The organism is Paenochrobactrum gallinarii (assembly GCF_014205685.1).
GTDB lineage: Bacteria > Pseudomonadota > Alphaproteobacteria > Rhizobiales > Rhizobiaceae > Paenochrobactrum > Paenochrobactrum gallinarii.
The window spans coordinates 28,679-42,580 of sequence record NZ_JACIIU010000017.1 but is presented as its reverse complement, the minus strand read 5'-3'; the positions used below and the strand labels follow the sequence as shown (position 1 = coordinate 42,580).

At 47.3% G+C, this 13,902-nt stretch carries 16 protein-coding genes, 3 tRNA genes and 1 pseudogene; 7 read left to right on the top strand and 13 right to left on the bottom strand.

The window, feature by feature from the left end:
• Positions 1–580 precede the first annotated feature (580 nt).
• Positions 581–1,036, bottom strand: coding sequence for a carboxymuconolactone decarboxylase family protein (locus FHS77_RS13320; RefSeq protein WP_184224178.1), 456 nt, complete (start codon positions 1,034–1,036; stop codon positions 581–583).
• Positions 1,037–1,197: 161 nt separating this feature from the next.
• On the opposite strand from FHS77_RS13320, the gene FHS77_RS13315 reads away from it, so the two are divergent.
• Both FHS77_RS13315 and FHS77_RS16520 read left to right on the top strand, forming a co-directional pair.
• Positions 1,198–1,446, top strand: coding sequence for a hypothetical protein (locus FHS77_RS13315; protein WP_184224176.1), 249 nt, complete (start codon positions 1,198–1,200; stop codon positions 1,444–1,446).
• Positions 1,447–1,801: 355 nt separating this feature from the next.
• Positions 1,802–1,996: pseudogene (locus FHS77_RS16520) on the top strand (GNAT family N-acetyltransferase); the annotation flags it as partial.
• 144 nt (positions 1,997–2,140) lie between these two features.
• Here FHS77_RS16520 and FHS77_RS13305 read toward each other — a convergent pair.
• The 5 genes from FHS77_RS13305 to FHS77_RS13285 all read right to left on the bottom strand — a co-directional run bounded on the left by FHS77_RS13305 (position 2,141) and on the right by FHS77_RS13285 (position 5,636).
• Positions 2,141–3,196, bottom strand: a complete 1,056-nt coding sequence (locus tag FHS77_RS13305; RefSeq protein WP_184224174.1) for a linear amide C-N hydrolase — start codon at positions 3,194–3,196, stop codon at positions 2,141–2,143.
• 111 nt (positions 3,197–3,307) lie between these two features.
• Positions 3,308–3,646, bottom strand: coding sequence for a DUF6616 family protein (locus FHS77_RS13300; RefSeq protein WP_184224172.1), 339 nt, complete (start codon positions 3,644–3,646; stop codon positions 3,308–3,310).
• Positions 3,647–3,673: 27 nt separating this feature from the next.
• Positions 3,674–4,444 (bottom strand): DNA alkylation repair protein, encoded by a 771-nt coding sequence (locus FHS77_RS13295; RefSeq protein WP_184224170.1) that lies wholly within the window; start codon positions 4,442–4,444, stop codon positions 3,674–3,676.
• Positions 4,441–4,938, bottom strand: a complete 498-nt coding sequence (locus tag FHS77_RS13290) for a MarR family winged helix-turn-helix transcriptional regulator (protein WP_184224168.1) — start codon at positions 4,936–4,938, stop codon at positions 4,441–4,443. The genes FHS77_RS13295 and FHS77_RS13290 overlap by 4 nt, the downstream gene beginning before the upstream one ends.
• A gap of 113 nt (positions 4,939–5,051) precedes the next feature.
• The gene (locus FHS77_RS13285) at positions 5,052–5,636 is read right to left on the bottom strand and encodes a nitroreductase family protein (RefSeq protein WP_184224166.1); all 585 of its coding nucleotides are present in this window, start codon (positions 5,634–5,636) and stop codon (positions 5,052–5,054) included.
• A gap of 375 nt (positions 5,637–6,011) precedes the next feature.
• Here FHS77_RS13285 and FHS77_RS13280 point away from each other — a divergent pair, with 375 nt between their 5' ends.
• The 3 genes from FHS77_RS13280 (at position 6,012) to FHS77_RS13270 (ending at position 8,670) form a co-directional block, all read left to right on the top strand.
• The gene (locus FHS77_RS13280; protein WP_184224164.1) at positions 6,012–6,965 is read left to right on the top strand and encodes a hypothetical protein; all 954 of its coding nucleotides are present in this window, start codon (positions 6,012–6,014) and stop codon (positions 6,963–6,965) included.
• 63 nt (positions 6,966–7,028) lie between these two features.
• Positions 7,029–7,751 carry a competence/damage-inducible protein A gene (locus tag FHS77_RS13275; protein ID WP_184224192.1) on the top strand — a complete coding sequence of 241 codons (723 nt, stop codon included), beginning with the start codon at positions 7,029–7,031 and terminating at the stop codon, positions 7,749–7,751.
• Between the two features lie 70 nt (positions 7,752–7,821).
• A complete protein-coding gene (locus FHS77_RS13270; protein ID WP_184224162.1) occupies positions 7,822–8,670 on the top strand; it encodes a universal stress protein in 849 nt (282 codons plus the stop codon).
• A gap of 142 nt (positions 8,671–8,812) precedes the next feature.
• On the opposite strand, the gene FHS77_RS13265 is transcribed toward FHS77_RS13270, so the two are convergent.
• From FHS77_RS13265 to FHS77_RS13250, 4 genes are all read right to left on the bottom strand, one after another.
• On the bottom strand, positions 8,813–10,201 hold the full coding sequence (locus FHS77_RS13265; RefSeq protein ID WP_184224160.1) for a TolC family outer membrane protein: 1,389 nt from the start codon (positions 10,199–10,201) through the stop codon (positions 8,813–8,815).
• Positions 10,202–10,340: 139 nt separating this feature from the next.
• The gene (locus FHS77_RS13260) at positions 10,341–11,003 is read right to left on the bottom strand and encodes a protein-L-isoaspartate O-methyltransferase family protein (protein WP_184224158.1); all 663 of its coding nucleotides are present in this window, start codon (positions 11,001–11,003) and stop codon (positions 10,341–10,343) included.
• Positions 11,004–11,336: 333 nt separating this feature from the next.
• Positions 11,337–11,411, bottom strand: a tRNA-Asn gene (locus FHS77_RS13255).
• A gap of 69 nt (positions 11,412–11,480) precedes the next feature.
• A tRNA-Asn gene (locus FHS77_RS13250) sits at positions 11,481–11,555 on the bottom strand.
• A gap of 189 nt (positions 11,556–11,744) precedes the next feature.
• Here FHS77_RS13250 and FHS77_RS13245 point away from each other — a divergent pair.
• Both FHS77_RS13245 and FHS77_RS13240 read left to right on the top strand, forming a co-directional pair.
• Entirely contained in the window at positions 11,745–12,026 is a 282-nt protein-coding gene (locus FHS77_RS13245) for a hypothetical protein (protein WP_184224190.1), read from the top strand.
• 127 nt (positions 12,027–12,153) lie between these two features.
• Positions 12,154–12,227: transfer RNA gene (locus FHS77_RS13240), tRNA-Cys, on the top strand.
• 107 nt (positions 12,228–12,334) lie between these two features.
• Here the strand turns inward: FHS77_RS13240 and FHS77_RS13235 are convergent.
• From FHS77_RS13235 to FHS77_RS13225, 3 genes are all read right to left on the bottom strand, one after another.
• Positions 12,335–12,655 (bottom strand): DUF1515 family protein, encoded by a 321-nt coding sequence (locus FHS77_RS13235; RefSeq protein WP_184224156.1) that lies wholly within the window; start codon positions 12,653–12,655, stop codon positions 12,335–12,337.
• A gap of 96 nt (positions 12,656–12,751) precedes the next feature.
• Positions 12,752–13,012 carry a hypothetical protein gene (locus tag FHS77_RS13230; protein WP_184224154.1) on the bottom strand — a complete coding sequence of 87 codons (261 nt, stop codon included), beginning with the start codon at positions 13,010–13,012 and terminating at the stop codon, positions 12,752–12,754.
• Positions 13,009–13,761 carry a glycoside hydrolase family 108 protein gene (locus tag FHS77_RS13225; protein WP_246431334.1) on the bottom strand — a complete coding sequence of 251 codons (753 nt, stop codon included), beginning with the start codon at positions 13,759–13,761 and terminating at the stop codon, positions 13,009–13,011. Before FHS77_RS13225 ends, FHS77_RS13230 begins: the two co-directional genes overlap by 4 nt.
• Between the last annotated feature and the right edge of the window lie 141 nt (positions 13,762–13,902).

The following is a 13,902-nucleotide window of genomic DNA, read 5'->3' as shown; positions in this document are numbered from 1 at the left end:
AGTCTTCAATTCCTCCTTTCTCCTTTGCATTCCAGTCATATGCCTCCCCAATTGGGGCGAGGCGCACTATAAGTAATATCACTGCACCAGACTTGGTTTGGGCCTTTATCAATGGCTTATAATCCCATGACACTGATTAACCGAAGCACACGGTATCTCCCCGCTTGAAGCCTACTTCGAGGTAGGAAAGCGGTGATTTGACCGCTACCAAAGAACGGGTATTTCGTGAACATGCGATCAAGCTCATTCATAAGCTTCAGCGTTTCTGGATCAGTTCCGACAGGCGTATAATATATTGATGACCGGTTGATCTTCAGCAGTTTACACTGTCTGCTCAGACTTCAGGCGGTATGATGCTTGCGGAGCATTGCCTTCTGTTTTTTTGATCTTGCAGGAAAACACACCAGCCAAGCCATCAATCGCTTGCCGCCTCCATATGGTCAATTGGGTTGGGTGGATTTTGTGCTTGCTGGCAATCTCTTGAACCGTCTGGTCGTCATTTGCGTATCTAATCGCTAAAGCCGGGTACATCTTAGCAGACTATCCAGTTTTGCAGAACCACTTCAATGGATGAGATTCTTTACTTCGGTAAAACTGCCTGCGGTGTTTTACGGAAACTAATAGCCATCCGATTATATGCATTCATCAGACTGATGGCGATTGTCAGCTCAGACAGCTCTTTTTCACTAAATACATGATAAGCAGCCTCATAAGCGGCATCAGGTATGCCTGTTTGCGCAACAAGCGTCACACTTTCTGCCCATGCAAGAGCCGCCCGCTCACGAGCGTTAAAAAGTGAACCACCTTCTTCCCACGCCTGCACAAGTGCAAGCTTTTCAATTGAAGCGCCCTTTTTCACCAAGGCACGGGTATGGCTATCCAGGCAATAAGCACAATTATTGATTTGCGAAACGCGCAGGTAAACCAACTCAACCAGTTCTTCAGTAAGATCCGTATGTTTGATATAATTATAAACACCAGCAAGTGCCTTAGCCCCATCAGGTGACACCAGATTGTAATCTATCCGTTTAATCATTGTTACTCCCTACTCACATTGATCAGGTTAGTTGAAATTAATGGCAGCCAGTCTAACTTTTCATCACGATGGAGATGAAACATCTCAGGCATCACTAAATTTCAATTGACTTCTCCCTCATTCTAAGAACAAATAAAGAACAGTCAATAAGGTAGTGATGAATGACAACTGAAACCGCATCTGAAAAATACATCATCATCCCATATCGAAAAAATAAGCAAAAACTGGTCGCCGCCGAAATGCGCCCCGCTCAGTCAGCTGTCAGTGCTGAACGCATTGCCGCAGCAATGGCCGGGCGTTTTGCCGGCGTTGTCGCCTATGCTGTGACCATTGATGAAGAGACCGGCGACATGATGGAGCCTAGGCTTCTGGCTTCCTTTGGTGAAGTGCCGGTTGAACAGGAAGATTAAGATTCTAACAGCCGCTTAGTTGCGCTATTTCTCGTGGCTTAGATGATCTGGCCGCCAATTGGCAGTTCAATATTGCACATGAAAAGATGAAGCATCGCATGTCGTTTAGCATTGTCACAACAAAAGAAAGACCAGATTTAGCCCAAACCACTGGCACATGGCGCTTGAATACTTTCTTTAGTGATAAAGATGTCACCCTGACGCAAGTGATTGAGATGGACGCCTAATGCGTAGCGCAACCGGATGTTATCCCAACTGTTTGAGTTCTACTCGACGGTAAAACGCCTGTTGGTATGATCACACTCTGTCTGGATGATCTTGAAGACCGGCCGGAGTTGATCCCTGGTTAGCTGGCCTTTATGTTGATCCTGCCTATCGCGGACGCGGACTTGCATTACAACTGATTGCACATCTTGAAACAATTGCAAAAGCCGCGGGCATTGAACGCCTGTCGCTCTATACAGATGGCTCAGTCGGCCTTTACTCCAAAGCCGGTTGGAATATCACTGAGACTTTGAATGATAATGGAGTTCTTTATTCCATTATGTAAAAGCAATTGGCGTCCGCTTGATCATGTTTTTCAAGCATTTGAGATAAATATAAAGGGCGTGAGACCCAGGCCAAGTTATTTAAAAACAACGTTTAAGCCAGCGTCCCTCGCCCTTCATTTTTATCAATATCGCTTTAGTTTATTTCATTCTGCGGCTTCAAAAGTAAACGGCTCGGCATCTTCAAATTTGTCAGAAACTTCGCCGACCAAGACACGGCTCATATCAACGCCAAGTTCCAGTTTGCGCACTTTCGCACCTTCAGCAAAATCCAGCTTTTTCAGATCAACCCAGAAAATATTAGGTGATGTGGCTGATTCTGCATGAAATTGCAGGGCTTTCTGATCCGCAACCACACGCCAGCGCGTTGTGGACAGGTTAGGTGCATCAGGCATGCTTACACCATAAGGCACTGACGCATTACGCACCACACTGAAAACGGCGGCCGCAGCAACACGCGGATCATCTGTCTGTGTGACTGCATTGACGTAGAAACCAGCACGAACAAAGCGATCTTCTGAGCGTCCGCTACCCGGCAAGAAGTTCAGCGAATTAACTTTGCCCCAATAGGCTTTATTTGCCAGCTGGAAATCATAAGCCGGATCATTGGTTACAACCTGATAAGAACGATCATGGTGAATGCTGAGCTTACCGTCAATCCATTCCAGCACAGCGCTATCACCACTTGCATCCGACAAAGTCAGATGAAGCGGTGCAAGACTGCCCGGGCGACCAGGAACTTCACCGCTAACCACTTGAATTGGATTTTCTTTTGTAAATTCAACGGCTTCTTTTACATTGGCGAACTGATCAAGATAAAACTGCGCCCAGATAGCCAGTGACATACGCTTTGATGATTTATCATCTTCCGGATATTGCGACGCATTCAGCCATAACAGGCTGGCATTGAGACCTGCTTCATTCATGCCGTCAACGGTTGAAATATCATAACCTGAAACAGCAAGACTGCCATATTTCGAAGTCCACTCGACCGAGCGCTCGCCTGCCTGACCACCGCGCTTCATGCCCCTAGGGAATACCCAAAAGTTACTGATCATCGGATCTTTAAAATCCATGCTGCGGCCGGTCATCGTACGACCTGCTTCGCCATGATAAACAACGCGAGTGCAAGCCTGTACTTCAGCGGTCATTAAAGCCGCAACCGCTGTCAATGCAGCAGCAAATTTGGTGAAATGACGCATAGTAACTACCTATTCTTCAGTGGTCTGGACGAACTTGAATTACAATCTGTTCAATCAATATCTTATAATTATATAAATCCAATATAACTACAAAGAAAAACAATATTATGCTCAAGCATTAATCAATTGAGTAAGATGCTGACCAAAATCACAGCCCTCACCACCAGCATTGATTGTATCAAAGTAATCATGCCAGCCTGATTGGGCGATACCGCCAATTAATGCCTCTAAAGCCTGATCATCAGTACAGCGCCAAATTGCATAAAACTGATGTTCACTCGTATGCAGCCTGGTCTGATCAACCTGCCCTAAAGAAATAGCATCAACCCCAAGAGCCGCTAAGGCTGGCATCGCTGCCCCCACTTCTTCCAAAAACTGCTGACGTTCAGCAGCTGTCAGGTTAAGCCATGTTTGTTTCGGACTATAAAGCTCAGCAAGATAATGAGGCATAATAATTTTTCCGTTTTTTAAAGATGTTCAGGCACGAATAGAGCGCAATGCCCGTTTACAAATGCGGTGTGTTGCAGCCGATGAACTGCTTTCCTGCCATTGAGCACATAAATTCTGCACCCAATCAGGGCGATCTTTCGAGGCATCATTCAGCCAGTTGGCGACCGAATCCTGCACATAGATGGCTGGATCAGCCTTTAAAGCCGCTAAAACTGGCAAAGCTAACTCCGGCTTTTGCTTAAGTTGTGCAATATGCTGACACCACACACCGCGCGGGCGAATAGCTTCAGTTGCAAAGCGCCGGACGCGTTCGGAAAAAGACTGTGTCCAATCGGTTAAATAGATGATGGCTTCTTCTAAATTGGCAGCTAAATCACCGCGGACAGCCATCCATGACCATTCCCGCACACCAAAATGAGGGTCATCAGCAAATGGCTTGATAGCCTCAAGGCGCGCTTCCAAGCTGAGACCTGAGCGCTGCCCCACCATAAAACAACACCATCCACGCACCGTATCAGACGAATGATGCGCAAGCTGCGTGATAGATTCTTCCCCCAATTCACGCGTGATAATACTAGCTGCCAAACGCATGCGCTGTGAAATACCACTTGCGGCACTTGCTTCCATTTCTGTTAAAGCCTGCGCGCTTATTTGCGGCAAAACAATATGCATCAGCTTGGTAAAATCCACCGCCAGACATTCAGTCAGATTGGTGGTCTCTGCACCATGATTCAGTGCACCCAGCCTTTCTTGCGGAATATCTTTAACGCCGCGCCCTTTTGCTTTGGCTATGGTCATGATGCAGCCTCAACCAGATTGTTACGAATTCGAGCTAAAAAGCCATTGAGTGTCTTTCGTTCTTCCGTCGAAAAACCGGCAAATAGTGCCGAAATCCACTGCGTATGCGCATTAAACAAATCACGCGCGCAGGCTTCGCCATGAGGTGTTAAAAGCACTGCAACTTTTCGGCGATCTTCAAGACTTGGACAACGTTTAATAAACTGATCTCGCTCCAAGCCATCAAGTAAACCTGTGATGGTTGCACGCGTTACACCGGCGCGCTCTGCCAGTTCAAATGGCGACAGACCATCCGCTTGCCCGTGCAAAAGAAACAGTAAAACAAACTTCCCCTCAGACAAGCGATAAGGCGCCAGCCGTGCTGCACAGTCTTTATCGATTGCACCAGCAAGTGCCAGCAGCTCGAAACATGCGCGCAGATTACCAGTTGAAACCTGACCGCGCCGTTCGGTTTCCTCAATAAGTGCTAAGTGCTTTTGTTCTAAATTTTTCATAAGGCGCCATATAGTATGGCGCCTAATTAAATTCAAGTAAAAAATGATCAGACCCGATGATTATAAAAACATCGGATCTGACCACCTTAAGGGTCTATCAAAAGTATGGACGCTTATTCGTTCCACGGCCCCTGATATTCACTGACCTTGGCCTCCATATCAGCGCGCGGACGTTCAGGAACAACGGTTTGCGACGTACCAATATGAACAAAGCCAGCTACGCGTTCATGCGGAGCAACACCTAAAAGACGGCGGCCTTCTTCTTCATTTGCATACCAATTGGTGATCCAGTTGCTGGCAAAACCCATTGCATTGGCGGCATGACACAGGTTCATCGCAGCCGCACCAGCCGACAAGAACATCTCCCATTCCGGAATGCGCGGATGCTCCACCGGAGAAGAGACAACCCCCACAACCAGAGGGGCACGATCAAAGCGCTTCAGCTCTTGTTCTTTGCGCGCTTCTGTCAGCGGGCCTTCCAATTGCTCAAGCCGATCCGCCAGCAATTGCCCGACCTTTTTACGTGCATCACCACGATAGATAATAAAGCGCCAAGGGGTAAGGCGACCATGATCAGGAACGCGTGCAGCTAATTTCAGCATCAATTGCAACTGATCTTCATCAGGACCTGGAGCTGCAAGCGCAGAAATAGGCGTCGAGTGACGCTTCGAGAGAAATTCCAGCACGGCTTCTTGCATTAACAGACCTCATTTAACAATTCTTGCAACGATTTCAGGCCAACAAAAGGCCCCATTTAACGCTTATGTAGCTTGCACAGTTTGAAAGCTGAACATCTTTTTCCTTAGTCAGCTATTCGTCAGATATTATTCCTGTATCATTGGGTTATGATAGAATTCTTTTTTAAGGCTTCGTGATATTAAAACAAGCGAACAGACAGGTTTTTCAGTGATTTTATGATTTTATGCCTCAACATAAAAAATAAATCGAAAAAAACCAGTTCAGGTCTTGAAAAGACCGTCAGAGTGGTTTCAAAAACAGATATGTCATACCAAAAGCTCTGCTCCTCTTTTACACATCATCCGGCGCGCGTTCAGCTATCACGACGCACGCGATTGACGGCTGTTTTACTGACATTGTGTTTAACGACAGCGCCATTGCAGGCGCAGGAGCTAAACATCCAGCCCAAATTGCCCGATTTGTCGCATATATTGCCGCCAAGCACTGACATACAGCCACTGCCCTTCTCCACCTTGAGCGAGCCGGAAAAGGAATATCCTGAGCTGGTTTTGCAGGCAAAACTAACCGATGAGACAGCCGATATCCGCAATGGCCTGACCTGGCGGGTCTTCTCACCTGATGCCGGCGAAGATGGACAGCTACCGCTTATTGCAACGGCAAAAGGTGGTACTGTTACCTTTACTTTGCCAAAGGGCAGCTATCTCGTGCATGTCGCCTATGGACGCGCCGGAGCCACCAAGCGCATCACGATGCGTGACGAGCCGCGACAGGAAACAATGGTGCTGGAAGCTGGCGGATTAAAGCTCAATGCTGTTTTGCCGGACGGAAAACATCCGATTGCCGATCTGTTGCGTTTTTCCATCTATGGCGATGACGATACATCCAATGATCGCTCGCTGATTTTACCAGACGTAAAACCGGATGCCATCACGCGCTTAAATGCGGGCACGTATCATGTCATCTCCAATTACGGCAACGCCAATGCGGTTATCCGTGCCGATATTCGCGTTGAAGCTGGAAAGCTGACAGAAGCAACGGTTGAACACCGTGCCGCTAATGTCACTTTGAAATTGGTGCGTGAAAAAGGCGGTGAAGCGCTCGCCGATACATCTTGGTCGGTGCTCAATGCTTCAGGTGATGGTGTGCGTGAAAGCGTGGGCGCTTATGCATCGATGGTGCTGTCAGAAGGCGAATATATTGCCATTGCCAAAAATAAAGACCGCATTTATCAGCGTGATTTTAAAGTCGTGTCCGGCCAGAATGATGAAGTTGACGTGATTGCCAGCGCAGAATTTGAAGCCAATAATGACGCGACGGACAGCGATTAAACATTATCAGACAGGACATTAGCCGTGACCACTGCGCATCCAGATAAGACCGTCAAAGCCGCCATGCTTGCCATTGGTGATGAATTACTATCAGGGCGCACGAAAGATAAAAATATCGGTTATCTGGCTGAAATGATGACCGAAATCGGCATTGATCTGACAGAAGTGCGCATTGTGCCGGATGATGAGGCGCGCATTATTGCGGCCGTCAACGAATTGCGCCAGCAATATCAATATTTGTTCACATCCGGCGGCATCGGCCCGACTCATGACGACATCACCGCAGATGCAATTTCCAAAGCCTTTGAAGTGCCTTGTATTTATGATGAAAAAGCAATGCAAATGCTTGCGCAAAATTATCAAAAACGCGGCCTTGAGTTTACCGAATCCAGAAAACGCATGGCGCGGATGCCGCAAGGTGCTGTTCATATCGATAATCCGGTTTCAACCGCACCCGGCTTTCAAATCGGCAATGTCTATGTAATGGCCGGCGTGCCGTCAGTATTTGAAGCCATGTTGCACAACGTGATTCCAACCTTAGAGACCGGCAAAAAACTACTGTCGGAAAGCGTTGATTGCCCCTTTGGCGAAGGCGTCATCGGCATACCTTTATCTGCCATTCAGGAAAAACATGCCAATACGATCATCGGCTCTTATCCGAGCTTCAAAAATGGCAGCTTTTCAACGCAACTGGTAGTGCGCGGGCATGAATTATCCGAAATAAAAGCAGCAATGCGAGACATTGAAAATATGTTGGCTGACCTGACAGCCAACCATGCACAATAATTTTATCATTCTTATACAAAATGCTTGAATCTGTGCTTATATATATTTTAGCACATCAGGAGGTCGAAGCATGTCCTATAAGACTGTACTTGCCTACATCCGTAGCGAAACCGAACTCGCCCGTATCCTGTCAGCAGTTGAACTTGTCACCGACAAGCTTTCAGATGCGCATGTGATCGGATTATACTCCATCCCAGCCGCTGCCGTTTATGCTGACATCAATGGATTTATTGATCCGGGCATGTTTGAGCTACATGACAAGCATCATGCGGAAAATTCTGAGAAAATCAAAAAGCGGTTTGAAGCTGTCATGCAGAATCAAACCTCCACTTATGAGTTTCAGGTGATCCGCTCCGATACAGGCACAGGAGCACAAGGTGCAACGCAAATTGCCTGTGGTGCCGACCTCATCATCACCGGTCAGACGGATCTGAATGATCCTGACATAGCCAATGATGCTGTTGATACATTGGTTTTTGATAGTGGTCGCCCTGTGTTGATGGTACCTCTCAAGCCAGCAAATGCTGTAAAAGCACTTGATCGCATTGCTATTGCTTATAATGGCAAGCGCGAAGGCTCGCGTGCTGCAATGGATGCGCTGCCATTACTTAAAACAGCGCAGCGCGTTGAACTACTTTGGATTGATCCGCCACTGGACGATGAAAGCCAGGGTATTGTTCCGCAAGCACAGGAATTAGCCAAAGCGCTTAACCGCCACGGTATTGATATTAGCATTCAAACGCTTACATCTTCCGGTCGCTCAGCCATGGACACTTTGCAGGAATATTTACAGGCGACAGACACCGACATGCTGGTTATGGGCGCTTACAGCCATTCACGTCTGCGTGAACTCGTCTTCGGCGGAATGACAAAATCGGTACTTGCAACCATGCCATCACTGACACTGTTCTCACGTTAGACAAACAACAGCATTAACAAATTTGAAAAAAACGGGCGCATACTGATTAAGAATGCGCCCGTACTCATTTCAATGAAAATAGCTAACAAATAAAAAAGCCATCTATTATCAAATAGATGGCTTTATATCTTAATAATTCAATTTAACGACCATCTGGGGTGCGCAAGCCAATCCATTTATCTTTCACAGCTTCATAATGCTGCTCTGGCTTATATTCAGTGACCTGTAAACCGAGGTCGCGTGCAGTCATTCGACCGGTAGCATTAAGGATTGCATAGCTGGCAACAATCAGATCATGCTGTGCTCTGACCTGTGCAATCTGAACATCGGTCAGATCGTTCTGAGCTTTCAACACATCCAAAGTGGTACGCTGACCAACTTTACGTTCTTCAATCACACCATCAAGAGCAAGCTGTGCCGCTGCAATACCGGTACGGGTTGAGACAACGTTAGCTTTTGCTGCCTCGTACTGCGCCCAAGCGGAACCAATGCCCTGACGTACCTGATCACGCACTACGTCAACTTCAATACGCGCCTGTCCAAGCTGTTCTTTACTCTGTCGAACTAAAGCGGACGTACGGCCGCCCTGATAAATCGGGATATTAATCCCTAAGCCAATTGAAGCACTGTTGCCGTCAGCATTGATACCACCATTACCGCCAGAATATGTGTCGGTGTGCGAAGCACCGGCATTCAATCTTACACCAGGTAATAATGCGCCTTCAGCAGATTTAACATTGTAACCGGCAGCATCAACAGCATATTTCGTTGCCAAAATTCCCGGATGACTATCGGTTGCAATTGCCAGTGACGCAGCAGGACCGCGTGGCAGCAACTTATCAGCCGGAGAAGCCGAAGACAATTTGCCTGGCTCTTCACCGATAACCTGACGATATTCAGCCTCTGCTGATTTTACATTGGCCTTGGCCGCATTAAGTGCCGCAACTGAGTTTGAACGATTGGCTTCGGCCTGTGCAACGTCAGTACGCGTACCTTCACCCACATCCAAACGCGCACGAGCCGCACGCACCTGCTCGTTCATGGCTGCGAGATTGCGCTCATTCAAAGCAGCAATCTGACGTGCCTGATAAACATTCATATAAGCAGAAACTGCACCAAAAAGACTGTTCATCTCTTCGTTTTTAAGCTTTTCGCGGGTTGCGAAAACCTGCGATTCAGCAGAGGCTACTTTGTTTTGGGTTTGAAACCCGTCAAAGAGCATCTGATTAAGCTCAACACCTACCTTACCAACGGTTGAGTAGGTATTACCCAATGAACTATGGTTGCGTGTACGCGAAACATTGTAAGAGCTGTTTACGGTCGGACGATAGCCGGACTTAGCAACGGCGACACCTTCGTCGGTTGCGCGCAAACCGGCACGTGCAGAGTTAAGCTTAGCATTATTATGATATGCCTTGTTCAAGGCGCCAGTAAGCGTATCTGACCAGGCTGTACCGGAAATCAATACAGAACCGGCCAATAATGCAGCTGTCAAAATGTTTTTGCGCGCCTTGTGCACCGTAAACCTCATCTCATTAAGTCAAATATGTACCGAACCAACAAGTTCGGTAACTTATCAATAACCATAAAACCGTTTCATTTCTAGCGCCCAAGACAACAGATCAACAAACAATCAAAGCAAGGTTGCAGATTTGTCTCAATCTTTAGGTTCAGAATGTAAATTCGGCTTTACGAGCAAATTCACGAAGTGGTTTGACCGCTATATTAAAAGCATCCCTGCAAGAAATAACAGAGTTTTCCTTGGTGTAAACCCGTGCAACACCTAGGTTTCCCTGCCCTTCTACTGCAATCAACCTACCGCCATCCTTAAGCTGATCCTTAAGAGTTTGCGGAACATAATCAACGGCACCTTCGATCAGAATGACATCATAAGGCGCTTCGGAGCTATGACCAAGGCCAAGTTCTCCGGTGACGATCACAACATTGTCATAGCCAAGTGAACTCAAAACCGAGCCTGCCTGAGCTGACAATGCAGAATCACTTTCCAGCGCAATGACCGATCCTGCAAGCTGAGAAAGAACTGCAGCCGCATAGCCGCTACCGCTTCCAACATCCAAAACCAGATCACTTGGCTTAATGTCTGCTAACTGAATGAGTTTGGCAAGCGGTGATGGCTCCATCAGAAATCGCTGTGCATCTCCGCCCAGTTGAATGTCTTCATCAATATAAGCCAGTTCTTTGCGGTTTTCCGGAACAAATGCCTCACGAGGCACAGCCAAGAAAGCATCCAGAAGCGCTAAATCGGTAACATCGGTCGTGCGAATCTGGTTGTCGACCATCTTGGTACGAAGGTTTTGAAAATCAGCCAACATGGCCTCGCCTTTCAGTTTCTCGCTGCACATATGCAGTACCAGTGACCAAGCCTATTTTGAGAGCTCATTGACATTATATACAATGCCATGTGTTCCCTCAATATATGCAATTGGATATTCAGATGTGATGTCGCAAAAAAACACTGTCCAGTCAATCAATAGACAGCGTGACCAAACAGCACTTGATTAATTTGATTCTGGCAGTTGACCTGATAAGCACAAAAAAGAAAAAGCCTGTACTTACTTACAAAGTGGTAAGTTAGCGATCCCTATTAAAATTTTTTGATATTGTGCAATCGCTACTAGCATTGCGCATTCTCACTACTGTGAGAGTGGCTCCCCGGGCCGGATTCGAACCAGCGACCAACCGGTTAACAGCCGGTTGCTCTACCACTGAGCTACCGGGGAACGGTGCTCTTTTAAGTTCAAGCAAATATGAGCTTAAACAATCAACTCCCAAACTTCAATAAAGAAGAGTGGCTCCCCGGGCCGGATTCGAACCAGCGACCAACCGGTTAACAGCCGGTTGCTCTACCACTGAGCTACCGGGGAACAGTTACTCTTGGTGTTGATGAAATGGCGTATAGCAAATGATTTTCTGATTTGCCAAGCCCTAAATCATTATTTTCAAACTTTTTTACATTTTCCCTCAAAAAATCGCACTTTGTCCCTATATAGGCGAATAGTGATGCGCATAACTTGCAGAAATTACAGGGAAAAACAGCAAAATGGATTTTTCAAATGCCTGAATCGGAATCCAAATCACGGAAAAAACATACGATTCTTATTTTAGGAAAGAGAATTCCTATTCCCGCCACTATATTTATGCGTCGTGTCGTTGGCACGGGATTCGTACTTGGCGGTACTTTTAGTTTTTTGCCAGTTCTTGGTGTGTGGATGCTCCCTGTCGGATTGATTCTGCTGTCGCATGATTCTCACCGCGTACGCCGATTTCGCAGAAGCTCCGAGATCTATATTTTAAGAAAATGGCGAAATAGCCGTTTTTCCAAAAATAAAGCCTGATTGCGTCAGGCCGGTTCAGCATGGTTTTGTGTATTATGCACTGATTTTGCAGATATATTTGTATTTTCTCACAACACGTCTTGACGGAATCACAGTCGTACCATATTGAGAACCCACTTCCAGCGATGGCCTCGTGGCGGAGTGGTTACGCAGAGGACTGCAAATCCTTGCACCCCGGTTCGATTCCGGGCGAGGCCTCCATTATTTAAACTCCCCATTGATATTATTATGTAATTCAGAATATTCCCCGCACCTGAAATGCAGGTGAGGGATTTATGTTCTTTTAACATTCTTTATCTGGCGTTTCCTCACCCCGCTATCACAGCCCAAATCTTCCGGCCAAATGTCGCAAAAGCACCTCCGATTGAGGCGGCAACAATAGATATAAACATCATCGCCCCTACCCCGCGCTCACGCCACTTGCTGATCTCGGCGGCTGATTCCTCAACCTTCTTTAATCGAGCATCCAATGCATCAAGCTTTTGGCCAATCTGCTCAATATGTCGATCAGTCACTTCTTGCCGCTCATATTGATTCTTACGTTCGGTTCTTGCTCGATCCTGATCTGCGATGATGTGGTCAAGCTTTCCCTCCAGGCGTCCAATGGCTCGCTGCTCGCCCATGTCCATCACCAGCACCCCGCCTTTTTGCCATATGCATTGTGACCGGCAATACCTTTGCCAGCTTGCGTATCATTTTGCGCTACATAGACAGCCGTTTCCGGTTTAAGGCTGATCTTCTGCCAGCCCGCGCAGTTGTTCGCACTGGTCGCGCACCCCGCCAAGCTCAACACACAGAGCAAAGCCATCCATATTGTTGATTGTTTCATTAATCCCTGCCCTGTTCTGGATTGCCTGCGTCACGGCTTGCGCGACTTTCAACGCCGCATCCTGCTTGCCGTCATGAGTGCCAAGCGCATAAAAAAAGAGGCCTGAAACTGCCCCTCCGATGACCGCACCAGTGATGTGTTGAAGACTGATCTTCATGTCGCCTGATCCTGCATGCGCTTGATGAGGAAATATGCACCGGCGGCAAACGCTCCGACCATGATGATTGCAAGCGCCCACTGCATGGGACCGGTGCCGGAAGCCATACCGCCAAGACCGGATAAAAGACCACCAATTGATGCCCATGCCTCTGGTTTTTTCAACGTTTCCGTGATTGACTGATCTTTGGGGTTGGCTTTAGCGGGAGCTAATGCAGCATCGGTATTTACCACCACACCCCGTATGACCTGATGCGCTTGAGCCTCAACACTTTCGACACGCTTTTGCCAACCTCGCCCGAACACCGGCCATGTTTTCAATGTGCGCATAAAGCGGAGACGTTCAGCAGCATATGCCGCAATAAGATCGCCTTTATAAGCCTTCACTGCAGCAACCGTCTGACCGCCAACAATGCCGTCCGCTGTCACACCAACCACACGCTGGAGCGACTTAACCGCCTGTGCAGGACCGCTATTCACACCATAATCAAAAGCCATGAAGTCAATGCCAACCGGAAGCAGATCGCCGCCGGATTGTACCCAATACGAGCGCCGGTAAATCTCGGTGGCTTCTGCTTTGGATAAGGCTTTGACCTGTGCCGGTGTAACACTGGCAACACCACGATGCGCGGCCAATGTTCTATGTGTGATGCCGTACTTAGTAGCGCCGCCCGGGTCTTTCGGATTATTCACATATCCGCCCTCATGACCAAACATCAGGTCAAGCGCGGTCGTTAAGGTCTCACGCATAGCGTTCCTTTCATAAAAAAAGCCCCGCAAAAGCGAGGCATCATTTCATTGCTGAAAATAATAATTACAAAGCTTAACTGCTACAGACACATGAATATGCGTTTTCACATGACTGTTGCTGTCATGTAACAGCTATTTTTC

Coding starts and splice junctions, on each gene's coding strand:
- FHS77_RS13295 (WP_184224170.1), bottom strand. CDS start 4,444: ATGACCATAGCCAAAGCAAAAGGGCGCGGCGTTAAAGATATTCCGCAA.
- FHS77_RS13320 (WP_184224178.1), bottom strand. CDS start 1,036: ATGATTAAACGGATAGATTACAATCTGGTGTCACCTGATGGGGCTAAG.
- FHS77_RS13230 (WP_184224154.1), bottom strand. CDS start 13,012: ATGAAGATCAGTCTTCAACACATCACTGGTGCGGTCATCGGAGGGGCA.
- FHS77_RS13245 (WP_184224190.1), top strand. CDS start 11,745: ATGCCTGAATCGGAATCCAAATCACGGAAAAAACATACGATTCTTATT.
- FHS77_RS13270 (WP_184224162.1), top strand. CDS start 7,822: ATGTCCTATAAGACTGTACTTGCCTACATCCGTAGCGAAACCGAACTC.
- FHS77_RS13305 (WP_184224174.1), bottom strand. CDS start 3,196: ATGCGTCATTTCACCAAATTTGCTGCTGCATTGACAGCGGTTGCGGCT.
- FHS77_RS13285 (WP_184224166.1), bottom strand. CDS start 5,636: ATGCAAGAAGCCGTGCTGGAATTTCTCTCGAAGCGTCACTCGACGCCT.
- FHS77_RS13275 (WP_184224192.1), top strand. CDS start 7,029: ATGCTTGCCATTGGTGATGAATTACTATCAGGGCGCACGAAAGATAAA.
- FHS77_RS13225 (WP_246431334.1), bottom strand. CDS start 13,761: ATGCGTGAGACCTTAACGACCGCGCTTGACCTGATGTTTGGTCATGAG.
- FHS77_RS13265 (WP_184224160.1), bottom strand. CDS start 10,201: ATGAGGTTTACGGTGCACAAGGCGCGCAAAAACATTTTGACAGCTGCA.
- FHS77_RS13290 (WP_184224168.1), bottom strand. CDS start 4,938: ATGAAAAATTTAGAACAAAAGCACTTAGCACTTATTGAGGAAACCGAA.
- FHS77_RS13235 (WP_184224156.1), bottom strand. CDS start 12,655: ATGGACATGGGCGAGCAGCGAGCCATTGGACGCCTGGAGGGAAAGCTT.
- FHS77_RS13300 (WP_184224172.1), bottom strand. CDS start 3,646: ATGCCTCATTATCTTGCTGAGCTTTATAGTCCGAAACAAACATGGCTT.
- FHS77_RS13315 (WP_184224176.1), top strand. CDS start 1,198: ATGACAACTGAAACCGCATCTGAAAAATACATCATCATCCCATATCGA.
- FHS77_RS13260 (WP_184224158.1), bottom strand. CDS start 11,003: ATGTTGGCTGATTTTCAAAACCTTCGTACCAAGATGGTCGACAACCAG.